Here is a 22,262-nt window from a genome sequence, read left to right on the forward strand (position 1 = left end):
CGGACGGGCTCAGCGCGCACCACTCGGGCGTGACCACCGGAATTACTCGGCGATGACCGGCGCGGGGAACCGCTCCATTACTCGGCGCGCTCGTCCGAACATAGGATCCATTCCTATTTCCCCTTGGCCGCGAAACACCCTCTCGCCACTGCGGCAGGCCAGGGCCAGGTAGATCCAATGGTGTTTGGAGGCGTCGACATGAGCCGCACAGCAGTCGTGTTCCCGGGAATGGGTCCGTCGAAGTTCGGTGATGTCGGCAGGTTCATGACGGTCAGTCCGTTCGCCCGCCGAAGACTGGCCGAGGCGGACGCCGCGCTCGGGTACTCGTTGCTCGACGAGCTGCGATCCGGTCCCGACGAGTACAGCGCGGCGCAGCAGATCGGTTTCCTGGTCAACTCCGTCGCGATGGCCGACTGGATGGAGAGGTCACTGGGCCTGCGCCCGGACATGTGCGTCGGGTCCAGCTTCGGAGAACGCGCCGCCGTGGCCTATTCGGGAGCCATGCCGTTCGCCGAGGTCGTCCGGCTCACCGCCGCACTGGCGCGGTGCGAGCTCGACCACTTCCGGGAGGCACAGCGGGACCTGGTCAGCCAGCTGGTGGTGCGCACGCCTCAGGAACGGCTGGACGACGTCCTCGCCACCATGTCGCAGAACGACGAGTGGCACGAGATCTCCGGATACTTCGACCCCGGCGTTCACCTCGTCACGATGCACGAGGAGCACCTCGAGTCGTTCAAGCGCAGGATCAGCGACCGCGGCGGCTACTGCCTGACCACGATGCGCCCGGCCGCACACGCCCGTGTCCTGGAGCCTTTGCGCGCCCGGATGCGGGAAGAGGTCCTGGGGCAGTTCTCCTTCACCGCGACGACGATTCCGATCATCTCGGACCAGGACGGCTCGCTGGTCAGCGAGGGGGCCGAGGTCGGCGCGCTGCTCGACGCGTCCACCGTCACCCCGGTGCACTGGGGGCACATCCACGACCGGCTCGTGAACGAGGGCTTCACGCGGCTCTGCGTGGCGGGCCCGGACTTCCTCATCCACCGGCTGGGGCTGCTGAGGAAGAACTTCGACGTGGTGGCGGCCGGTCCGAAGGACGCCCTGAAGTCCCGCCGGCCTTCCACGCAGGCCTCATCGCCCTCGCGCTCACCACTGACCGCAGTTCCGTCACACCGCTGAGATCCGACGAATCATCGAGGTTTCAAAATGGGATTGACGTCGATTGTCACAGATGACGAGCCGGCACCGACCGCGGGTTTGTCCCCGGATTTTCCGTTCGTCTACGACGACTGGCTGAACCACCAGGCGGGACTCGGTGCCGTGCCGGCGCAACGGCTCGGCACCGAGGTGGCCGTCATCGGTGGAGGGATCTCGGGCATGGTGGCCGCCTACGAACTCATGAAGCTGGGACTGCGGCCCGTCGTCTACGAGATCGAGCAGCTCGGCGGGCGGATGCGCACCGTCGGGTTCGAGGGACACCCGGAACCGAGGGCGGAACTGGGATCGATGCGCTTCTCGCCGTCGGCCACGCTGTTCCACTACGTGAACAAGCTGGGCCTCAAAGCCGAGGCGTTCCCCAACCCGCTCGCCGACGCCACACCCAGCACCGTCATCAACCTGCGCGGTGAGACGCACTGGGCGCGCGGTCCCGAGGATCTCCCCCTGACGTTCCAGCAGGTCTCCGACGCGTGGTCCAAGGCGCTGCACGAGAAGGCCGACCTGCCGGTCATGATGGGCGCGATCGAGCGCCGCGACATCTCCGTCATCAAGGCCCTGTGGAACCGCACGGTCCGCGAACTGGAGAACCAGTCGTTCTACGGCTTCCTGACCTCCACGGCGGCGTTCTCGTCGTTCGAGCAGCGGGAGATCTTCGGCCAGGTGGGCTTCGGCTGCGGCGGGTGGGACACCGACTTCACCAACTCCGTGCTCGACGTCCTGCGCGTCGTCTACACCGAGGTCGGTGACAAGCAGTACCGCATCATCGGTGGCAGCCAACAGGTCCCGACCGGGTTGTGGCGGCACGAGCCGGACGACCTCGTGCACTGGCCCGCCGGCACCTCGCTCGCGCGGCTGCACGACGGGACACCGATGCCGGGTGTGCGCGGGATCAGCCGCCGCGGCGCCGGATACCTGATCGAGGACGTGTCCGGCGAGGTGCGCGAGTACCCGGTGGCCGTCTTCACGGCGCAGAGCTGGAACCTGTTGTCCCGCATCCAGTGCGACCCCGACCTGCTGCCGTCCGACCTGTGGACCGCCGTGGAACGGACCCACTACCAGGGTTCCTCGAAGCTCTTCGCGCTGACCGACCGCCCGTTCTGGCGCGACCGCGACGAGCGGACCGGTCGCGACGTCATGAGCATGACGCTGACCGACCGGCTGCCGCGCGGCGTCTACCTGTTCGACGACGGGCCCGACCAGCCCGGCGTGATGTGCCTGTCGTACACGTGGAACGACGACTCCCTGAAGGTCGCCACCCTCACCGCGGAGGAGAGGCTGGAGGTGGTCCTGGCGTCGCTCGCCCAGATCTACCCGGACGTCGACATCCGGTCGCACATCATCGCGCCGCCGGTCGCGGTCACCTGGGAGACCGAGCCGAACTTCATGGGCGCGTTCAAGTCCAGCCTCCCGGGGCAGTACCGCTACCAGCGCGCGTTGTTCACCAACTTCATGCAGGACGAGTTCGACGCGAAGCACCGCGGTTTCCTCATGGCGGGTGACGACATCTCGTGGCTGGGAGGGTTCGCGGAGAACGCCGTGGAGACGGCGTTGAACGCGGTCTGGGGCGTGGTGCGCCACCTCGGCGGCTCGACGCACCCCGACAACCCCGGGCCCGGTGACCTCTTCGACGAGCTGGCACCGGTCGTCATCTGAAGACGCGTCCCAGGTCGTGGCCGGCGGCCAGGACCTGGGACAGCTCAGTACAGCTCCGGACGCCGGTCGGTGAGGTAGGGCGTCTCGGCGCGGACCTTCGCGATCAGCGACAGGTCCAGATCGGCCACCAGAAGCCCGTCCGCAGTCCCGGCGTCGATCGCGGCGACACGCCCGTCCGGTCCCACCACCCTGGTGAGACCGCAGTACTCCAGGGTGCGTTCCCGCCCGGTCCAGTTGGTGTAGGCGATGAACAGCTGGCTCTCGAAGGCGCGAGCCGGCACCACCGTCTCGGCGACGAAGTGCCACGGGACCATCAGGGCGGTCGGCACCACGAGGAGTTCGGTGCCGCGCAACGCGTGCGCGCGAACCAGCTCCGGGAACTCCACGTCGTAACAGATGATCAAACCGATGGTCACGCCGTCCACGACGGCCTGCACGACCCCGGTCTCCCCGGCGCTGAAGCTCGACCGGTCGAGGGCGCCGAACAGGTGCGTCTTGCGGTAGGTGGCAAGACCCGTTCCGTCGGCACCGACCACGCGCACGGAGTTGTGGACGCGCTCCCCGTCCAGCTCGGGCCAGCCGTGCACGATCGCGACGCCGGACTCGGCGGCGATGCGCGCGACCTCGTCGCACATGGGCCCGTTCTCCGGCTCGGCGAGCTCACGCAGCGTGCGCCTGCCGATGTTGTAGCCGGACAACGACATCTCCGGTGTGACCAGCAACCGCGCACCGGCCTCGGCGGCCTGCCCCGCGCGCACCCGCAGACGAGCAAGAGCGCCCGCCACGTCGGACGGGTGCGTCGAGGCCTGCCAACAGGCGATTCTCATGGTGTTCTCCTCCCACACCGCGCTGTCAGCCGATGTAGGTCTTGTGGAAGCCGGCGCGCGGACGCGGCGGGCGAATCGTGGTCACGAGCGGCCCGAAGACGAACCAGGCAGCGCCGACGCCCGTCATGACCGGAATGGCGATCTTCCACAACAGCTCGGTCTGCGCGGGCGTGCTGACGAAGAAGACCAACGCGGCCATGATGACGGTCGAGATGAGCCAGGCGAGCCCGAACTTGCCGAACTGCTTCCACTCGTGAAGCACCTTGGGCCGGCCGTACTTCGGCGGGGCGAGGGGCGGCGGGCCACCCGCGAAGCGGTGGTGGAAGCGCTGGTCGGCCCACCGCATGATGCCGTGCCCGAAGCCGAGGGTGAGACCGAGGTAGATGGCGGCCGCCGCGTGGGGCCAGGTCGCCTCACCACCCGCGCGCAGGTCGAACACCGTGGCGATGAGCAGGACCACGTCCACCAGCGGCGTGCAGATCAGCAGCGCGGCACCGACCTTGGGACTGCGCAGCGGATAACGCGCGACGAGCCCGGCGAGCAGGAAGAACCAGAACCCGATCTCGCAACCGATGATCAAGGCGAGAATCGGGTTCTCGCGCACGTGCGCAAGGATCTCAGTCATGCGCCGACCCTGGCACCGCGATCTATTGTTCTTCTATCGTTCTGTTCTCGTGCCATCAGCGAGGGAGCCTCGAAAGCGACTCCCTCGCGCGCGATGAGCTGCATTTAATCGTAGCCGCGAACGTGTCCTTCCTCGTCAGCGAGCATGTCGTACGCGTCCATGCCGTCCTCCAATCATGGATCGGACACCTCACCGCGCCAGTCCTCGGACTGGTCGCGGTGCGATGTAACTCCGATCACACAATTCGACTCTTCACGGCCATCAATCCACTATCGAGCCACCATCGGCGAGCCGATTTCCCGGCACCTGCGTCTCACCCCGGAGAATGACGTCCGAAGGAGCGGCCGGAGCCATCACGCCCTTCGCGTTCAGCGAACCGAAGAAAGTGGCGAGAGGTTTCACGGCGGCGACGAACCGCAACACGGGCGCCGGACTGGCCAGGCCCCGGCGGACGCGCGCCGCACTACCGCGCTCGATGCGCACCTGGCGTTCCTGCTCGGCCTGGACCGGAGGCCTCCTGCGGGTCTCCACCTCCGCACAGGCCGCGTCGAGCTCGGCGTCAGGCCTGCCTTCGAGGAGCAGGTGCGCGATCTGGTTGGCGGTCTCGGCGGCGTCGCAGATGGCGAAGTTGATGCCGTTGCCGCCGACCGGTGAGATGACGTGGGCCGCGTCGCCGATGAGCAGGACGCCGGGGCGGTACCACCGGTCGACCTCCGTGATGCGGACGGGCAGCAGGGTGAACTCCCCCGGATCCGCCACGGCGTCGACCCGGTCGCCGAGCCAGGGCAGGCTTTCCCGCAGCGCCGCGACGACGGGGCCAGGGCCGCCTGATCGGATGCGCGGGAACGACCCCGCCTCGATCGTGAACCCGATCTGCCAGTGGTCGACCTGGTTCAGCACGGCGATGGTGCCCAGCCGGTGCCCGAACAGTTGCAGACCCGACAGCGCCGGATCGCCGTCGTGGCGCGGGAACTCCCGCCACAGCAGGTCGAGGCTGGCGCCCAGCTGGGTGGGCTGGGCACCGGCGAGGACACGCACCTTCGAGTTGCGCCCGTCGGCGGCGATGACCAGACGAGCGCGTACCTCGCGGTGCCCGTTCTCACCCGTGTGCCGGACTCCACACACCCTGCCGGTGCCGTCGCGGAGCAACTCGTTGACCTTGGCCCGCATGCGCACCTCGAAGCCGGGATGCGCCTCGGCCAGCTTCACCACGTGCGGGAGGAACAACGCCTGCGGGATCAGGGCGTAGTAGGGGTACTTCGCGCTGGTCTTGTCGTAGCGGGCGATCGTGTAGGTCTTCTTCGGCGTGTGCCACTGGAAGGCTTCCGCCCTGGCGTGCGGGATGGTGTCCAGGATCTCGTCCGCCAGGCCGAGCTGGTCGAGGTAGTCGAGCACGGACGGGGCGAGCGTGTCGCCGCGGAACCTGCGGTTGAAGTCCTTCTGCGCTTCCAGCAGCACGACGCGCAGGCCCGCACGGGCGAGCAGGTACGCCAGGACGACCCCGGCCGGGCCACCGCCGGCGATGACGCACTCCGCCTCGGTGACCTCGTGTGGTTCGTCCATCGTCAGCTCCCGTGGATGACTCCTGGGAAATCTAACCAAGCCCCGCCGGGCTTGCACGACGGGCGACGGCGGGTCCCGGATGTGACCGGACGAACCGCGCCGCTCATCATGCAGGGCCGGTTTCGCCGGTCGACGATGGACTCATGACCGGAGACCGAGCAGGAGGTGTCGTGGTGAGCAGCGATCACCCGCTCATGCCGGATCCCGGCTCAGCACCTCCAGCAGGCGCGCCGCGCCCCGGTCAGGACCTGCGGCGCGGACCGCGTCGTGCAGGCCCGCGACCGATTCCGGCCTCTCGAGCACCGACCGCACCGCCTGGGCCACGTCCTCCGGCGAGGCGGCGTTGGGGTCGAGGCACACACCCGCTCCCGCTCGTTCGGCGTCGTGGGCGATGCAGAACTGGTCGCTGGAGAAGGGCAGCACCACCGCGGGAACCCCCGCCCGCAGGCATTCGGTGAACGAGTTGTTGCCGCCGTGGTGGACCATCGCGGCGACGTGCGGCAGCAGTGCCTGCTGCGGGACGACCGGCTCCACGACCACCCGCGGATCAGCTGCCAGATCAGCCAGTTCGGCAGTCCTGCCTCCCGCGGCGACCACGACCGTCAAGCCCTCGATCCGCAACGCTCCCCGAACGACCGTGCGCAGCACGTCGTGGCGTGCGGACAGGAAGGTGCCGAGTGCGACCAGGAGTACGCGGCGCCCGCGCACGCGATCGAGCCAGACCTCGTCCAGCGGCTCGGGGTTCGTGCAGTGGCCCAGGAAGATCCGCTCCTGGTCCGCCGGCAACGGCGGCAACCACGGCAGCTCCGGGTAGTTCACCACGGCGGCACGGGAGGAGGTCAACGCGAACGCACGAGGCGGAACCGGACGTGCGGGGGCGGCCACGCCGAGGAACTCGGCGAACGCGGTGGTGAGCGCCTGATCCGTGAGGCGCACCTCCGCGGCGAGCTCCTCGAGGTCCGATGAGGACGGACGCACCGCGGACGGCCACACCTGCGGCAGCCCGAAGAACTGGTCGCCGCGTGTGACCAGGTACGTCGGATGTCCTGTCACAAAAGAGATGAACGGCACTCCGAGAGCGTGTACCGCCAAAGTGGTCGCGTAGTCGATCTGATCGACCACGTACCAGTCGGGTCGTACGCGTTCGTGCAGAGCGCCGAGTTCTCGCAGCACCTGATCGGGCGAGGACAACGGTTCCGTTCTGCGACGGCGGGTCTGGGCCAGCAGCGTCGCTGCCGCACCTGCCTTCGTGGCCTCGATGAAGTCCGTGACACCGCGGGCGGACCCTGCGTCCTGCACGGTCCTCTCCGCGATGCCGCTGTTCGACTCATGCGTGGTTCTCATTGGCACGAAAGGGAGATCGCCTGCCAGGTCAGCCAGTTCGGCACCACAGGCGAAGGTCACCTCCCGCGCGCCCGCCGCGCTCAAGGCCTTCGCGAACACCGACATGGGCTGGGCGTGCGATCGGAAGGGTGGACTGATGACGGCGAACCGGGACACGTGCTCCTCCTCGTTGACACAACTGGGAAGTTGTTCGATCCGAACCACCCCGGCGGTTCGAACGTCAAGCGTGCGAACACATCCAGAGGTACAGCAGGCGCTGGAGTCCCGGCGGGCCGCGACCGCCCCCGCGGCACCGAGCCCGCACGCACTCCTCACCACCCTGTCACAAGCCCCTGACCCAGCCACGTTCTCCTCGACCGGCGAGCTACTTCACGCAGTCGTGAAGGCGCACGGCGCATCCGCCACGACCGCCGGTCTGCGAAACGCGCTTCTCTCCACACAGGACCGAGAGCTCCAGCAGCGACTGCTCGACTTGGCCACGTCGCACCGCCTCACACCACTGGACCCCGATGAGGCACGCGCGATCGTCACGGGCCCACCGCTGTGGCGGTACCTCGACCTGCTCGGCGAGCCGGTCGAGGCCGATGCCCGTTCCCCGTACGAGAAGCTGATGCTGGACCTCCTGCACGACGACGTCCCGCTGCCGGTGGCCCCGCCCGTGACGGAGCCGACCATCGCCCAGTCGATGCTCATCGGCGGCACGGCCCCTCCGGGCGAGGGCGCGAGCGGCGGCCTCACCGTCTTCCTCTCGTCCCTGGCCGAGGCACTCGTGCGACGGGAGGACATCGGCCGAGTGGTCACCGTCGTCCTCGCACCGGAGCCGACGACGGTGACGGTGGAACGGCACTCCGCGTCCGACCACTGGACGGTGCACGTACCGGTCGACTCCCCGGTCGCACCGGCCCAACCGGACATGGCCCGGCACCGGGCAGGCATCACCTGGTGGCTGACCAAGATCCTCCCGCGCTGCGGCCTGACGCCGGACGTCGTGCACGTGCGCTACTCCGACGACGGCTCTCTCGCCGTCGCCGACGCCGCACGCCTGCTCGGCGCGAAGCTCGTGTTCACCGTGACCCCGGACCCGCACCGGCACCTGGCCGAACGCCACCTCGACGGCACGGCGGACCTCGCCGCCATGCGGTTCGACCTGCACCGCGTCCGCGCCGCCGACCACCTCGTCGGCCACGCCGACCAGGTGATCACCATCGGCGGCCGGCAGGACGAGGTGCTGGCGCACTTCCCCGGACTCGCCCAGGACGAGTTGCCCGCACTCGAGGAAGGGATCTCGCCGGCGCCTCCGCACACCGGCCGGTCGCTGGTCCGCGAACTGTTCGCCCCGTCGGCCCTCCCCCGCCTCGACTCCTCCGCCGAAGGGCTGCCGGTGCTGCTGAACGTGGGCCGCCTGCACCCGATGAAGCAACAACCGTTGCTCGTGAAGGCGTGGCTGGACGCGGGCCTGCACCGCTCGACCGCGCTGGTCGTCATCGGCGGTTCCGCGACCGACCGGACTCCGGACGAACAGGACGTGCTCGACGAGGTGCTGGCACTCGCCCGTTCGTCACCGTCGGCACGCGGCCGGCTCGCGGTCCTGACGGCGTGGTCCAACCACGCGGTCAGACAGCTGCAACACGAGCTGGCGGCCACCCCGGCCGTCTCCGGCGCACCCCACGTGTACGCCTGCTCGAGCGCGAAGGAGGAGTTCGGCATCGCGGTGCTCGAAGCCATGGAGGCCGGGTTCCTCGCGACCGGCCCCGTGCGCGGTGGGCTGCGCAACTACATCGACCACGGCCGCAACGGGTTCCTGGTCGACACGGCGACCGTGCGCTCGTTGGGCGAAGGGCTGGCCGGTGTCGTCGGCCTCGGTGCGGCGACCGCGCCGATCGCCGCCGCCGGGCAGCGGACGGTGCGCGAGCGGTTCGACATCGACGCCGTCGCGGAACCGTTCGCGGCGCTGTACCGCGGGCTGTCGGGATTCCCACCTCGTCGCACGGATTGACGAACCTGTGGCCACGCGTGAGTGTCGTTCGTTCGCGCTGGTCGGCGCGTTCGTATCGTGCGGACGTGGGAATTGATCAAGAAGATGACCAGGAGCCCGCGGAGCTCGGTGTCGAGATGGTGCCCGTGGCGCTGGCGGGTCTGCGCGCCGAGCTCGGCGAGGCTCGCGACCTGGCCCGCCAGCTGGCCGGGTTGACGCCGGAGCAGGCCGACAGCTCGTGGTGCGACCAGCTCGAGGACGAGTACCACGACGTCGACGTCAGCCAGGCGACGATGGCGCGGCAACTGGCGCGGTGGCGTCTCGACCACCCGGACGCCCCGGGACTGGACGAGCTCGCCGACCTCGTCGCCGAGGTGGAACCGGTCCGCCAAGAACTGCTGCGGCAGCTCGCACGACTGCGTTTTGCACGAGGAACGAGCGGGGTCCACGTCCTGCCGGCGGCCCGGGAGGACGCCTGACCGGCGACGTTAGAATGCCGGGGTGCGCAGGTCAGGACTGACGGAGAACACACGTGGGCTGGGCGCTCACGACCACGTGTGCTGGCGGTTCGAGGAAGCACACGAGTTCCGCGCTCATGCCCGCGAGTTCCTGTCCGACGGACTCGCCCGAGGTCACCAGGTCCGGTACATCGCGCCGGGTGACGTGACCGCACTGGCCGGCGACCTGCGCGGCATCGACCGGATCGACGAGGCCCTGGACACCGGGGCGGCGCAGATCGTCTCGCTCGACGACCAGTACGCGGTCGAGGCGGCGATCGACCCGGCCGCGCAGGTGCGTTCCTACGCCGAAGCCACTCGAACGGCCCTGGCCGCCGGGTACACCGGCCTGCGGGTGGCCGCGGACTGCACGCCGCTGGTGCGCACCGCCGAGCAGCTCGACGCGTTCGCCCGCTACGAGCACCTGGTGGACCACTACATGACCACCAGCCCGTTCTCGGCGATGTGCGGTTATGCCGCCAGTGCCGTGGACGAGGAGACGTTCGCGCAGGTGGCCTGCATGCACCCGAACACCAACTCGCCCTTGCCCGGTTTCCGGTTGTACGCCGACCACGGCGGCACCGCGTTGGGCGGCGAGACCGACTTCGTCACCGGAGAGCTGTTCAGCAAGGCGCTGGACCGCGCCGCCCCGCGCCCGCGGGACGGGCAGCTGGTCCTCGAAGCCGGTGGCCTGGAGTTCCTCGACCACAACAGCCTGCTGCGCCTCGCCGGGTACGCCGCCGACCGGGACGCGGTGCTCGTGCTGCGCACGTCCTGGCCGGGGGCCGCCCGCCTGGTCGACCTGCTCGACCTCGTCGACGTGCGCGTGGAGGCGGCGGCATGACGGTTGCGGAACTGCCGCCCCTGGGGCGTTTCATCCACCCCGCCCTGTTCTACGGCACCGATGAGCAGTACCTGGACGGGCTCGTGCCGTTCATCACCGAGGGCCTGGAACGGACTCAGCCCGTCGCCGTGGCAGTGCCCGGCGGGCGGCTGCGGTTGCTGCGCGAGGCACTGGGCGACGCCGCGCACGAGGTGACCCTGATCGACATGGAGGTCGCGGGCCGCAACCCGGGCCGGATCATCCCCACCGTCCTGCGCCGGTTCGCCGACCGCCACGACGGGGTGCACGTGCGGATCATCGGCGAGCCCATCTGGGCCGGCCGCTCCACCACCGAGTACCCGGCGTGCGCCCAGCACGAGGCGTTGATCAACCTGGCCTTCGCCGGGCGCGACGTCACGATCGTCTGCCCCTACGACACCTCCACGCTCGGCCAGCGCGCACTGGCCGACGCCCTGGCCACCCATCCACTGGTGTGGGAGGGCTCCCGGCGCGAGGACAGCGACCGGTACGACCCCCGTGGCGTCATCGACCACTACAACCAGCCGCTGCCGGTCGTCGCGGACGCGGCCGAGGTGGAGGTCGGCAGCTCCGCCGACGTCCGCACCGCACGCACGTTCGCCACGACCCACGCGCACCGCCTGGGCCTTCCCGCAGGGCGGATGGCCGACCTCCAGCTCATCACCGGCGAACTGGTCGCGAACAGCCTGCGGCACGGCGGCGGGAGCTGCCGCCTGCGCCTCTGGCGCGACCAGGACCACCTGGTCTGCACGGTCGAGGACGAGGGGCACCTGACCGACCCGCTCGCAGGCCGCCGCCCACCCGTGCCGCAGCAGTTCGGCGGCCGCGGACTGCTGCTGATCAACCAGCTCGCCGACCTCGTCCGCATCCACACCACCAGGCACGGCACCACGGTGCACGCGCTCCTGGCCCTCTCGTCGTAGCCGCGGGCCCCTCTCAGGACCTGTGACCGCCGATGGCGTCCTCGACGGTCCCGTAGAACGGGAGGACGTCGTCCAGCCCGATGACCCGGAACAGGCGCATCATCTCGTCGTTGAACCCGGCCAGGCCGAACGGGCTGTCAGCGGCCTGCGCACGCTTGTAGGCCATGACGAACACGCTGATTCCGGTGGAGTCGCAGTAGGTGACCCCGGTCGCGTCGATGACGAGACCGGTGCTGAAGTCGACCCCGTCGAGCACCCTCCACACCTGGGGCGAGGTGTGGAAGTCGAGTTCGCCGGCGATCCGCAGCACGTGCGAGCCCGTCGGATGCGGTTCGAGAGTGGCGATGCTGGCCTGGTCGGTCACCGGGTCTCCTGTGCGAAAGCTGTGGCGTGGTCTCGGACTGGCGGAGGCGATGTCGTCGTCGACCCTGTGCGGAGATCGATGAGGCGGTCCTGTGCGCCGAGCGGACCGCAGCTTCTCGGGTTGTGGGAGAGGTCATCGGCGCACTGGTGCAGTGTCTCATCCGATCGCGCCGCCTGATCCCCCTCACCGGACGTGCTGTCGGCGTTCGCGGTAGGTGCGGGTCTCGTGGCGGTTGCCGCAGATCTCCATCGCGCACCAGCGTCCGCGGCCGTTGCGGGAGACGTCGTGGAAGGCCCACCGGCAGTCCGGTGCGGCGCAGAGCTCGACCTGGGCCCAGTCGCCCCTGGCCACGCCGTTCGCCACCGCCTCGACGACGGCCTCGCGCAACGCCGTGCGCAGCGCGGTGGCGGCCTCCACGTGCGCTGGCGCACCGGTTGCAGCGAGATCACGCTCGGCCAGCTAGTCCGCCGACGCCCGCGGGCGTCGGCGGATGCTCGCCGGGGCGGGGTGGGAGCGAGGCGTTGACGGCGGCTTCCTGGCCGGCCTCGTCACCTAATGGGCGGGCACTACGACTGGCGGGAGCAGAAGCACAGATCCGCGCGCTGCCGCCTACCGCACGGCTGGCCCGACTCCGTGCTGCGGTTCGAGAAGGTCCTCCGGGACCTGGACGCCGTCGTCCGCGCTCTGCCGGGCTACCCGTTCGCGGCACCGGTGACGGGGTGGCGGCGTGGCGACTCGCCGACGGCGTTCACGATCTTCCCCGAGGACCTCGTCAACGCGCCGCGGGAGTTCGCGGAGCGTTACGTCGCGGGAGTCCGCACCGCGACGTCCTTCGCCTGAGCGCATCCGCGATCGTGCCCTGAACCGCCTATGACGGCGTCAGCGTTCGGAGTCGCCCTCGGCGGGGTGCGCGACCTCGTCGATGCCGAGGTCGGGGTTCGTGCAGGGTCCGGCGTCCTCGCTCGAGAACGCCGGTGCGGAGATGACGTTCACTTCGACGTGGCACACGTTGATGTCGCTGAGCAGTTCGGCGTTCTCCAGGTTCACCAGGCTGACCTGGTGGTCGTGGTCGTACTCCGAAGCGCGCTGCGTCAGGTCGTCCGTCTCGCCGCCCTGCGTCGCGAACGCCGGCGTGCCCATCATCAGAAAACCCGCGCCGACAGCTACCGCGGTGACCGCTTTCTTCAACATGGTGAAGAACTCCTAGGAAAGTCGTCGAATCCCACAAATGGGAACGGAGCCCGACACAGGTCAGGGCTCCGTTCCCTGACGAAACGGCGCGCTTGCAGCAAGGCGCCGTCTCACGTCACTTGTCGTCGGGGTTGGCGCACAGCCCGCTGTCGTTGCCGGACAGCACCGGCACCGCGATGACGTTGACGTCGATGAAGCAGGCGTTCAGGTCGCTGACGACCTCGGAGTCGTCCAGGTTGACGCCACCGACCTGGTGGGTGAGGTCCAGCTCGGGGGCGTCCGCCATGGCGGTGGAACCGATACCGAGGAAAGCGCCCGCGATAGCGACGGCCGCTCCTGCCTTCTTCAGCACGAAGTTTCTCCTTGAGGATCTTTTCGGGAACAACTCACGGCAAGCAAAAACGCCGACCACGAGCCCGGCCGGAACCATATCCACACGACCGGGGCCCACGACGCCAATGATCACGCGATCGTATGAACAACCGCGCCGAAGTACACTTTCGAGTGAGCGATGTTTTCAACACCCGAAGACCGATTTCCCAGATTCCAGAACATCCGTCCCGCACTGGCTCTCCACCGCTTTTTGTCCTTTGTGGAGAGACAAGCGTCGGTGTTCAGTCGCCGTGATCGTCCTCGCGCACGGAGGCGATGCGCTCGAGGACGACAGCGGCTTTCTCCGGGGCGAGGAAGCGAAGTCCCATGAAGTTGTCCCCGGCGTTGAAGCCGGGAAGCGCCCAGATCTCCTCGTAGGGCATCCGCACCGGCCAGAACCGGCGCAGGCTGTACACGTTGCTCCACAAGCACTTCGCCGGATCCGGGTTCCACAGGCGCCGCGCGAGATCGGGGTCCCGGAGCCCGTGGCCGACCTCTCCGACGGCCAGCACGTGCTTCTGGCCGGTGAGGAGCACGACGTCACCGGTGGCCAGGCCGTCCATCCGCTTGTCGTGCCGCTCCGTGGCGCCCCAGAACCGGGCGCGGCCGCTCGGGTGCACGCTGGTCAACCGGGCGAGATCGGCGGGGTCCAGCACCTCGGCGAAGCGCGCGGACCGGAACGGCACCGTCCTGTCGAGCGTGTCGGCCCAGTGCCTGCGCGCCTCCGGAGTCCCGTAGGACGGCTGAATGAACACCTGCACCACGCACGTCAACATACCCAGCCGCGTTCGCCCGCGTCCTCGACCTCCCGCGACCGGGCACGGTCCGTGCCGATGCCGCGCGACAGCCGCGGCCCTGCAGCCCTTGCCGCGAGAAATTCCTCCTGACGAGATGTAGACACGACGCGTCCCGCTCCGACGTCCCGGGCGAGGATGGGGCCGACCGGCTGCGTCCACGACGAAGTCCAAGGGGCCGATGGTGAAGTACGTGATCATGATCCACTCCAACCCGCAGCCGTGGGGGCACCCGACCCCCGACTACCTGCCCGACTACCAGGACATGCCGGAGGAGCAGCTGAAGCGGCTGCACGCCGAGTTCGAGACGTTGCTCGGGGAGCTGCGGGAGAAGGGCGAGCTGCTCGGGGGCGAGGCGCTGGGGGCGCCCGAGTCGTCGCGGCTGTACCGGTGGAGCGACGGGAAGCCGCTGGTCACCGACGGCCCGTACTCGGAGGCCAAGGAGCACCTGGCCGGGTTCTTCCTCATCGACGTGGACGGGCAGGCGCGCGCGGAGGAGATCGCGGCGCGGTTTGCGGGGCCGGGCGAGACCGTCGAGTTGCGGCCCGCGATGTGGCCGGGCGGTTCCGACCAGTGAGCGCACGGGTGGTGGAGGACGTGTGGCGGCGCGAGTCCCCGCACGTCCTCGCCGCCCTGCTGCACCGGTACGGCGATCTGGGCGACTGCGAGGACGCCGCGCAGGAGGCGGCCGAGGCGGCGGCGCGGCAGTGGGACCGCGACGGTGTGCCGGACAACCCCCGCGGCTGGCTCGTCCGGGTCGCGTCCCGGCGGCTGATCGACCGGGTGCGGGCCGACGGCGCGCGGACGGGGCGGGAGAACGCTCTCGGCGCCGCACTTCCCGTCGACTCCCACCTCTCCCCCGCCGCCGACCAGCCGCCTCACGACGAAGGCGACGACACCCTGCGGTTGTTGCTGCTGTGCTGTCACCCGAGTCTGAGCCGCTCCTCGCAGGTCGCGTTGACACTGCACGCCGTCGGCGGGCTGAGCACCGCGCAGATCGCCGCCGCGTACCTGGTGCCCGAGCGCACGATGACGCAACGCCTCACCAGGGCGCGGTCCACGTTGCGGGCGGCGGGCGCGGTGTTCGGGCTCCCGGAGCAGGCCGACCTGCCCGCGCGCATCGCCGCCGTGCTCGACGTCTGCCACCTCATGTTCACCGAGGGGCACACCCGGTCCACCGGTGACGCGCTGGTCGACTCCCCGCTCGCCGAGGAGGCCCTCCGCCTCACCCGGCAGCTGCACGCGGTCGTCCCCGGCCACGACGAGGTCGCCGGCGCGCTGGCGTTGATGCTGCTGACGCACGCCCGCGCGGCCGCCCGGACCGAGAACGGCGACCTCGTGCCGCTCGCCGAGCAGGACCGGTCCCGGTGGGACCACCAGCGGATCGCGGAAGGCGTGCGCATCCTCGAACAGGTGCTGCCGCGCGGGCACGTCGGCAGGTTCCAGCTGCAGGCCGCGATCGCCGCCGTCCACGCGGAGGCCGGGGACTGGGAGGGAACCGACTGGCGGCAGATCACCCTGCTCTACGCCATGCTCGCGCGGGTGGCGCCGAGCCCTGTCGTGACGCTCAACCAGGCCGTCGCGCTCGGGATGGCGTTCGGACCCGAGCACGGTTTGGCCCTCATCGGCCCGTTGCTCGACGATCCCGTGATGCGACGGCACCACCGCACTCACGCCGTGCGAGCGCATCTGCTGGAGATGAGCGGCGACCTGCAGGGCGCGCTCGACAGCTACCGCCAGGCGGCCCGGCTCACGGCGAGCCAGCCCGAGCAGCGCTACCTCAACGCCCGGATCCGCCGACTCGCCCCGAGATGACCGTTCACCCCCGGGATCCTGATCGCAGGTCGGCCAGGACGATCAGGCAGAGCCGCAGCTCCGCTGCCGCGTGGTGCGCCTCCCCCGACTCGACGAGCCGGGAGAACGTCGCGACGGCTTCCTCGACCTCGACCAAGGCCTGCTCCACGTCGGTGCGTGCCTCGGCCCGGATCGCGGAGAAAACCCGTTGTGCCCAGGCATGTGCGGCCACGTCACCGAAGCGGGCTGCCAGTTCGCCCAGCGAGGTGACAGCCGTGCGGCTGGCGGAGAGCGCTTCCGCGGTGCGACCTGACTGCTGCAGGAGGGACGCCATCTTGGTGAGGTCGACCGCACGTTGCCGGAGCAGGCTGTAGGTCATGTCGGAACCGGCCGGGAGCAGGGCCAGGAGGGCATCGGTGCCTTCCGCGCTCTCCCGGTAGGTGTCGACGGCTTCGTCCAGCTGGCCCGCGCCGAGCAGGTTCGACACGTGCGCGTCACGCAGTTCGGCGGCCACGGCCACGCTCTGCACCGGGGACACCGTGTGCGTCGGGATCCCGCGCTCGCGGGCCGCCTGCGCGAGCGGGTGGTCCGATGGCGGCACGGTCTTCGGTTCTTCAGGAGCCGGGGTTCTCCTGGCACGAGCGACACGCCACCACTGCTGGGCCTTCCGGGTCTCGTTGTGCCGCATCTGCTGGTCGGCGAGCTCCTTGGCGGCCTCGGGGTGGCCCGCCTCGGCCGCCCGCGCGAGCTGGGCGAGGGCCTCCGCGTGCCGGTCCTGCTCCGCCAGCATCAAGCCGAACCGGTAGTGGCCTTCCGGGTGGCCCTGGTCGGCGGCCGCGGCGAACCAGCGCTCGGCCCCGGCCAGGTCCCCGTCATCGCGGTGCACCGCGCCCAGGGCCGTCATGGCGTTCGCCATGCCCGCGTCGGCACCCGCGCGGAACCAGTGCCGCGCTTCGTCCCGGCGGCCCTGCTGCCAGCACAGGGCGCCGAGGTTGAAGCAGGCGGAGGTCATGCCCGCGGTGACGGCGGCGGCGAACCAGCGTTCGGCGTCTTCCGGACGGCCACCCGCGCGGTGCAGGTGCGCGAGGTTGAACATCGCCTCGGCGAGTCCCGCGTCGGCGGCCTGGAGGTAGAACCGTTCCGCCTCGGTCCTGCGTCCGGCCTTCTCGAGCTGCACACCGCGGTTGAACACCTCGACGACGTCCGGTTCGTAGGCGGACGCGGCGTACGTGGGATCAACGATGTGCAGGTTGCGCACCGTCGTGTCCAACATGGACCGATGGCTTTCGTTGTTCACCACAAGGCGTTCGAGCAACGCGATGGCTTCACGGAGCGAAGCGACGGCACGGTCGCGGTCCACGTGGGCGTACACGGCGCCGTGGCTCGCCAACGTCGCCGCGAGCAGCGCCTCGTGACGGGTGCGGTCGGTGCCGGCGAGCTTCCGGGCCAACGGCACGGCCTCGTCCGCGGTGGCCGCCGCCTCGGCACTCCGGCCGACGTCGCTGAGCCTGCCCGCGTGGTTCATCAGCGACAGCGCCAGATCGGCGGCGTAGGCCTCCGCGTTCAGCTCGGTGAGGTCGCGCCTGATGCCCACCGCCTCCGCGGAGGCTTCCACCGCCTCCGCGGGGAGGTCGAGCCGGAAGCAGGCGCTGCCGAGGTTCGTCAACGCCCGCGCCAGGCCGGGCAGATGTGTTCCCGGAGCGCCGTCCACGAGCGGCCGGTAGACGTCCACGCTCTCGCTGAGCGCGCGCAGCGCGCCTTCGTGCTCACCGACGGCCAGGAGCCTCGTGCCGAGTGCGTTGAGCGCGAACGCGAACATCGGCGGATCCGAGGCATCGGTGCCCGCCAGCGACCGATGCAGCGCGACGGACTCCTCCGCGGCCGCGACGGCGTTCCCGCGCTGTCCGATGTTCTGCAACTGGTTGCCGTAGTTGGACAGGGTGAGCGCCAGACCGGCTCGAGCGCGGCCCGTGTCCTCGGCTCCGCGGAACAGCTGGACCGCGCGGCCCGTGAAGCCGACCGCGCTGTCGTGCTGTCCCATGTCCGACAGGTAGGCGCCGATGCGCATCACGCACAACGCGAGGTCGACCCCGTAAGTCGGCGGATCGAGCTCATCGAGCCGGCTGAGCGCGGCGAGCGCCTGGAAGCCGGCCTGCACCGCCTCCTGCTTGCGCCCGGCGTGCCCCAGCCGGAGCAGGAGCTTCGAGTACCAGGACGCGGCGTCCTGGAGGCGGGCGGTGTCGGTCACGTGCTCGCGCACCAGTCGCTCGGTGACCGCCGCGGCGCCCCTGTCGAGGTCGACCTGGCGTTCGCCGGGGAAGTGCACCTCGATGGCGAGCAGCACGTCCGTGTCGACGTGCCGCGCCTCGGCCAGTGCGATCAACGCGGCGCTGTCGGCGTGGACGGCGACCTCCGGGCGTTCGCGCAGCAACGCGCCGAGCTGCCCGCCCACGTGCGGCCACCGATCGGCCGCGGAGGCGAGCACCGTGATCGTCCTGGCGACCGTCGACGGCACCACCGCGTCCGGTTCGCCGATGCCGAGCAGGACGCCCGGCACGTCGCAGGCCCACGGATCGGGGTCGTAACCGCTGATGTCGTGCCCCGGCAACAGGAGCGCGACGAAGTCCTCCGCCAGGCGGTCCGGTTGCAGCGGCTGCAACACCTTCGAGCGGTCGAGCGGCGGATAGCAGAACCGGTGGTTGTCCAGGACCTGCTGGACGGGTTCGAGCCGCAGGCGCGTGAGCCGGGCGACGCCCTCGCGGTGGGACATGCTGTCGCTGAGCACGGAGGTGAACACGGCTCGGGCCATGTCGGCCGACGACGTCTTGAACTCCGGACGCGGCTGCAGGCGTTCCCATCCCATCCGCTCGCGGTCGAGGAGGTACGCCGCGATGCCCTCGACGCTGTCGGGCATCGGCCCACCGGGGTGCCGCGCGCGAAGCGCCGTGACGAGAGCGGCCATGTGGATGGTCAGCACCTGACCGAACTCGTCGCCGTCCAACCCGCGTGCGACCTCGTCCACCGGCGCCGACACGCCCAGCACAGCCCCGAACCGGTCGCGGGCTGCGACGAAAGCACGTTCGCGCTCTCCCACACCGCGGGCGAACTCCGGCAGCAGCAGGTCACCGACCTCGGCACCGATCTCCCGCAACTCGCCGCGCAGAGCAGGCCACCACTGCACCGTGCGCCCGATCAGCAGCACCCGCACCGGTTCGCCCAGCTGCCCGACCTCCCGCAGGAGCGCGACGAGCTCCAGGTGCGGCCACCGGTCGGCGTAGTCCACGACCACCAGCACGCCACCGGTCGCACGCGGCACGAACGCCACGTCGGAACTCGTCGCCTCCGACGCGTGACGGGCGAGCGCCACCTCCCACCCGCCCGCGGCCGACAGGTCGGCGAACCGCGCGGCCAGCCGCGACTTCCCCTGCCCTCCCGGCCCGTGCACCAGCAGGGCGGACATCGACGCGACCGGGGCGTCCCTCCAGGCCGCCAACGCGGTGAGCTCGTCCTCGCGCCCGCTGAACGGCACGACCTGACTCCGCGCGTCGAGCAACTGGCTGGGCTGGTGCCCGAGCGACGCCGGGTCCACCGCGGGGGCGAACGAGAACGGTTCCAGCCGATGCGCGGGCGTCGCCGCGGTCACGTTGACCGGTCCGTGCGGGTTGTTGATCTGAACGCTGCCGGGACCGCTCACGAAGCGCTGGTCACCGGTCATGGTTCGCGACGCTCGGGCTGCGGCTGCGTCCCGTACTGGACGTTGACCGTCCCCTGCGGCGAGTTGATCTGCGTGCTCTGAGGCCCGGTGACGTAGTACTGGTCGCCGCCGCGCGCCTCCTGCTCGCCGGCCGGTTCCGCCGCGGCGCGAGCCCGTTTCTCCAGCACCACCAGCACCACGGTCAGCACGACCGCGATCGGCACCCCCACCCAGGCGAACCGCGCCCAGGCGTCGGGCAACGCCCCCGTAGCGACGTTGACCGCGCTGGGCAGCAACAACATCCCCACCACGATCCCACCGGCCAGCGGCCGGCGCCTCGCACTGCTCGCCATGATCGACCTCCCCCGACGTGTATCGGCGGTCCGGGCCCCGGTGTGACACCCACGAGCCCGTCAGAAGGTCTGCCCTGCTCAGTAGTCCAGTTCGAAGTCGAGGTGGTCGTCGGGGTCGACCGTCGCGACGAGCGTGTTCCCCGGCTTCAGGGCGGGGTCGTACCTGGTGTCGTGCTCGACCACGAACTCGGGCACGTCCGGGCCCTTGACCAGGAGCCGGACGCGGACGGTGGGGTCCTCGCTGATCGGCTCCACCGACAGGACCACGGCGGTCGCGGGCAGGCCGACCTCGTCGAGGCGCAGCAGTCGCCGCTTGGCACGCGTGACACCACGCCACACGCCAATGCCCAGCGGCAGCAGCACCACGGTGAGCACGATGCCGACGGTGCCGCCGTCAGCGGCCGCGTAGACGATCGGTCCGGTGACCATCAGCGCCACCGCGAAGAGGTACGGGACGACGTTCCCGCCCCGGTCGGCCCCGCGTACCTCGACGAACCCGTCCCCCGCCATTCCCGCACCTTAACGCGGTCGCGGGGTGCGGCGGGCCGAGTAGGACAACCAGTACCACCCCGGCGAGCACCGGACGCGCGAGACTGGAGCGATGAGCAACGACGACGCTTCGCTGGGGTCGACGATCCGGGCGTGGCGGGACCGGTTGCGACCGGTTGCGGCCGGTCTCCCCGCCCGGCGCTCGAGGCGGGCGGCCGGCCTGCGGCGCGAGGAGCTCGCCGACCTCGCGGGCATCTCCGTCGACTACCTGACCCGCATGGAGCAGGGACGGTCGACGAGTCCGTCGGAGCAGGTGGTCGCCTCGCTGGCGAGGGCGTTGCAGCTCAACGTGGCCGAACGCGATCACCTCTACAGGCTCGCGGGACTGGCCGTCCCGGCGCACAACGCCATCTCCGACCACATCCCGCCTGGGGTGCAGCGCGTGCTCACCGGCTTGGGGCACACGGCCGCGGCGGTGTTCGCGGCCGACTGGCAGCTGCTCTGGTGGAACCGGGGCTGGGCCGCGCTGGTCGGCGACCCGACGCCGATCCCGCCGGGACAGCGCAACTTCGCCCGCGACACCTTCCCGGTGCGGCCGGACGCCTCCCGGCTGCGCGGGTGGCCGGTGGCCACGTCGGACACCGCCGCCACCGAGGTGGCGGTCGCGTCCGACCTGAGGCGAGCCACCGGCCGCTTCCCCGCGGATCCCAGGCTGGCCGCCCTGATCGCGGACCTGCTCAGGGGGAACCGGAGGTTCGCCGAGCTGTGGGCGCAGGGCGCCGTCGGAACTCACCGTGAGGACAGCAAGACGATCCACCACCCCTCCGTCGGCCCGGTCGACGTGACCTGCGACGTGCTGACCGACGGGGACCTGGAGCTCAAGATCGTCGTGTTGTCCGCCGCTCCGAGCAGCGAGGACGAGACCCGCCTGCAACTCGCGCTCGTCACGGGTGGCGGACAGGTCCAGGACGTGGCGCGTTGAGCAGCCCGGCCGGTCCTCGCGACTACCAGGCCACGGCGCCGTACCGGTCGATGACGCGCCCGGTACCGGAGCCGCGTCCCTCCGTGGCGAGCTGCACGATGGCGTCCGTTCCCTCGGAGACCGTCTGCGGGCCGCTGTGACCGTTGAGGTCGGTCGCCGTGTAACCGGGATCGGCCGCGTTGATCCGGACGTCCGGCAACGCCTTGGCGTACTGGGTGGTGAGCATCGTCAGCGCCGCCTTCGACGCGGTGTAGACCGGCGCGACGACCTGCCCCTCCGCGCGCTCCGGGTCGTGCGTGTGCGTGAACGACCCCATGCCGCTGCTGACGTTGACGATGGCGGGATCCACCGACTTGCGCAGCAACGGCAGGAAAGCGTTGACCGTGCGCACAACCCCGGCCACGTTGACGTCGAAGACGTCCAGCACGTCGGCTCCGGTGAGCGCCTCGGCGGCCACCCCGTGCGCACCGCTCACACCGGCGTTGTTGATCAGGACGTCGACGTGGCCCTCGTGCTCGGCGACGTCCGCCGCCGCGGCCGCGACGGAGGCGTCGTCGGTGACGTCGATCCGCACGAACCTAGCCCCGACGGCGGCAGCCGCTTCCTCGCCCCGCTGGGGATCACGAGCTCCGGCCAAGACGGTGTGGCCGAGCTCGACGAGACGCCGCGCGGCCTCGCGGCCGAGGCCCTTGTTGGCGCCTGTGATGAAGATGGTGGTCATTTGAACGATCGTCGTCCGGCGAGA

23 protein-coding genes are annotated in these 22,262 nt (G+C 70.4%); 10 read left to right on the top strand and 13 right to left on the bottom strand.

Going from position 1 to position 22,262, the window contains the following annotated elements; genetic code table 11:
* Positions 1 to 198: 198 nt before the first annotated feature.
* Together IE307_RS14675 and IE307_RS14680 are read left to right on the top strand one after the other, a co-directional pair.
* The gene (locus IE307_RS14675; protein ID WP_191298494.1) at positions 199 to 1,176 is read left to right on the top strand and encodes an ACP S-malonyltransferase; all 978 of its coding nucleotides are present in this window, start codon (positions 199 to 201) and stop codon (positions 1,174 to 1,176) included.
* 27 nt (positions 1,177 to 1,203) lie between these two features.
* Complete coding sequence (locus IE307_RS14680) at positions 1,204 to 2,868, top strand: flavin monoamine oxidase family protein (RefSeq protein ID WP_191298495.1); 1,665 nt, start codon at positions 1,204 to 1,206, stop codon at positions 2,866 to 2,868.
* A gap of 44 nt (positions 2,869 to 2,912) precedes the next feature.
* On the opposite strand, the gene IE307_RS14685 is transcribed toward IE307_RS14680, so the two are convergent.
* The 4 genes from IE307_RS14685 to IE307_RS14700 form a co-directional block, all read right to left on the bottom strand.
* Entirely contained in the window at positions 2,913 to 3,695 is a 783-nt protein-coding gene (locus IE307_RS14685; RefSeq protein ID WP_191298496.1) for a carbon-nitrogen hydrolase family protein, read from the bottom strand.
* 25 nt (positions 3,696 to 3,720) lie between these two features.
* Positions 3,721 to 4,320 (bottom strand): hypothetical protein, encoded by a 600-nt coding sequence (locus tag IE307_RS14690; RefSeq protein ID WP_191298497.1) that lies wholly within the window; start codon positions 4,318 to 4,320, stop codon positions 3,721 to 3,723.
* Between the two features lie 261 nt (positions 4,321 to 4,581).
* Positions 4,582 to 5,883, bottom strand: a complete 1,302-nt coding sequence (locus IE307_RS14695; protein WP_191298498.1) for an FAD-dependent monooxygenase — start codon at positions 5,881 to 5,883, stop codon at positions 4,582 to 4,584.
* Between the two features lie 192 nt (positions 5,884 to 6,075).
* Positions 6,076 to 7,227 (bottom strand): nucleotide disphospho-sugar-binding domain-containing protein, encoded by a 1,152-nt coding sequence (locus IE307_RS14700; protein ID WP_191298499.1) that lies wholly within the window; start codon positions 7,225 to 7,227, stop codon positions 6,076 to 6,078.
* Between the two features lie 472 nt (positions 7,228 to 7,699).
* Here IE307_RS14700 and IE307_RS14705 point away from each other — a divergent pair, with 472 nt between their 5' ends.
* The 4 genes from IE307_RS14705 (at position 7,700) to IE307_RS14720 (ending at position 11,484) form a co-directional block, all read left to right on the top strand.
* Positions 7,700 to 9,223: a glycosyltransferase family 4 protein gene (locus tag IE307_RS14705; RefSeq protein ID WP_191298500.1), complete on the top strand. Its 1,524-nt coding sequence runs from the start codon at positions 7,700 to 7,702 to the stop codon at positions 9,221 to 9,223.
* 65 nt (positions 9,224 to 9,288) lie between these two features.
* A complete protein-coding gene (locus tag IE307_RS14710; RefSeq protein ID WP_191298501.1) occupies positions 9,289 to 9,681 on the top strand; it encodes a hypothetical protein in 393 nt (130 codons plus the stop codon).
* 22 nt (positions 9,682 to 9,703) lie between these two features.
* On the top strand, positions 9,704 to 10,543 hold the full coding sequence (locus IE307_RS14715) for an MEDS domain-containing protein (protein WP_191298502.1): 840 nt from the start codon (positions 9,704 to 9,706) through the stop codon (positions 10,541 to 10,543).
* Positions 10,540 to 11,484, top strand: coding sequence for an anti-sigma factor RsbA family regulatory protein (locus tag IE307_RS14720; RefSeq protein ID WP_191298503.1), 945 nt, complete (start codon positions 10,540 to 10,542; stop codon positions 11,482 to 11,484). The genes IE307_RS14715 and IE307_RS14720 overlap by 4 nt, the downstream gene beginning before the upstream one ends.
* A 13-nt stretch (positions 11,485 to 11,497) precedes the next feature.
* Here the strand turns inward: IE307_RS14720 and IE307_RS14725 are convergent, their stop codons facing one another.
* Positions 11,498 to 11,848: an STAS domain-containing protein gene (locus IE307_RS14725; protein WP_191298504.1), complete on the bottom strand. Its 351-nt coding sequence runs from the start codon at positions 11,846 to 11,848 to the stop codon at positions 11,498 to 11,500.
* A 183-nt stretch (positions 11,849 to 12,031) separates the two neighbouring features.
* Positions 12,032 to 12,265 carry a CGNR zinc finger domain-containing protein gene (locus IE307_RS14730; protein WP_229904714.1) on the bottom strand — a complete coding sequence of 78 codons (234 nt, stop codon included), beginning with the start codon at positions 12,263 to 12,265 and terminating at the stop codon, positions 12,032 to 12,034.
* Positions 12,266 to 12,403: 138 nt separating this feature from the next.
* On the opposite strand from IE307_RS14730, the gene IE307_RS46720 reads away from it, so the two are divergent.
* Positions 12,404 to 12,688: a hypothetical protein gene (locus IE307_RS46720; RefSeq protein WP_229904715.1), complete on the top strand. Its 285-nt coding sequence runs from the start codon at positions 12,404 to 12,406 to the stop codon at positions 12,686 to 12,688.
* 39 nt (positions 12,689 to 12,727) lie between these two features.
* Here the strand turns inward: IE307_RS46720 and IE307_RS14740 are convergent, their stop codons facing one another.
* The 3 genes from IE307_RS14740 to IE307_RS14750 form a co-directional block, all read right to left on the bottom strand.
* Entirely contained in the window at positions 12,728 to 13,039 is a 312-nt protein-coding gene (locus IE307_RS14740) for a hypothetical protein (RefSeq protein ID WP_191298505.1), read from the bottom strand.
* A gap of 115 nt (positions 13,040 to 13,154) precedes the next feature.
* On the bottom strand, positions 13,155 to 13,391 hold the full coding sequence (locus IE307_RS14745; protein ID WP_191298506.1) for a hypothetical protein: 237 nt from the start codon (positions 13,389 to 13,391) through the stop codon (positions 13,155 to 13,157).
* A 262-nt stretch (positions 13,392 to 13,653) separates the two neighbouring features.
* Entirely contained in the window at positions 13,654 to 14,175 is a 522-nt protein-coding gene (locus IE307_RS14750) for a hypothetical protein (RefSeq protein ID WP_191298507.1), read from the bottom strand.
* Positions 14,176 to 14,389: 214 nt separating this feature from the next.
* Here IE307_RS14750 and IE307_RS14755 point away from each other — a divergent pair, with 214 nt between their 5' ends.
* Both IE307_RS14755 and IE307_RS14760 read left to right on the top strand, forming a co-directional pair.
* Positions 14,390 to 14,782, top strand: coding sequence for a YciI family protein (locus tag IE307_RS14755; RefSeq protein ID WP_191298508.1), 393 nt, complete (start codon positions 14,390 to 14,392; stop codon positions 14,780 to 14,782).
* The gene (locus IE307_RS14760; RefSeq protein ID WP_191298509.1) at positions 14,779 to 16,020 is read left to right on the top strand and encodes an RNA polymerase sigma factor; all 1,242 of its coding nucleotides are present in this window, start codon (positions 14,779 to 14,781) and stop codon (positions 16,018 to 16,020) included. Before IE307_RS14755 ends, IE307_RS14760 begins: the two co-directional genes overlap by 4 nt.
* 4 nt (positions 16,021 to 16,024) lie before the next feature.
* Here the strand turns inward: IE307_RS14760 and IE307_RS14765 are convergent, their stop codons facing one another.
* The 3 genes from IE307_RS14765 to IE307_RS14775 form a co-directional block, all read right to left on the bottom strand.
* On the bottom strand, positions 16,025 to 19,714 hold the full coding sequence (locus tag IE307_RS14765) for a P-loop NTPase (protein ID WP_191298510.1): 3,690 nt from the start codon (positions 19,712 to 19,714) through the stop codon (positions 16,025 to 16,027).
* Complete coding sequence (locus IE307_RS14770; RefSeq protein WP_191298511.1) at positions 19,711 to 20,046, bottom strand: hypothetical protein; 336 nt, start codon at positions 20,044 to 20,046, stop codon at positions 19,711 to 19,713. Before IE307_RS14770 ends, IE307_RS14765 begins: the two co-directional genes overlap by 4 nt.
* 78 nt (positions 20,047 to 20,124) lie before the next feature.
* Entirely contained in the window at positions 20,125 to 20,556 is a 432-nt protein-coding gene (locus tag IE307_RS14775) for a hypothetical protein (protein ID WP_191298512.1), read from the bottom strand.
* A gap of 91 nt (positions 20,557 to 20,647) precedes the next feature.
* Here IE307_RS14775 and IE307_RS14780 point away from each other — a divergent pair, with 91 nt between their 5' ends.
* Complete coding sequence (locus IE307_RS14780; protein ID WP_191298513.1) at positions 20,648 to 21,517, top strand: helix-turn-helix transcriptional regulator; 870 nt, start codon at positions 20,648 to 20,650, stop codon at positions 21,515 to 21,517.
* A 22-nt stretch (positions 21,518 to 21,539) separates the two neighbouring features.
* Here the strand turns inward: IE307_RS14780 and IE307_RS14785 are convergent, their stop codons facing one another.
* Positions 21,540 to 22,238 (bottom strand): SDR family NAD(P)-dependent oxidoreductase, encoded by a 699-nt coding sequence (locus IE307_RS14785; protein WP_191298514.1) that lies wholly within the window; start codon positions 22,236 to 22,238, stop codon positions 21,540 to 21,542.
* Positions 22,239 to 22,262 lie beyond the last annotated feature (24 nt).

It is taken from the genome of Lentzea cavernae (assembly GCF_014653695.1).
In the GTDB taxonomy this organism is placed as follows: domain Bacteria; phylum Actinomycetota; class Actinomycetes; order Mycobacteriales; family Pseudonocardiaceae; genus Lentzea; species Lentzea cavernae.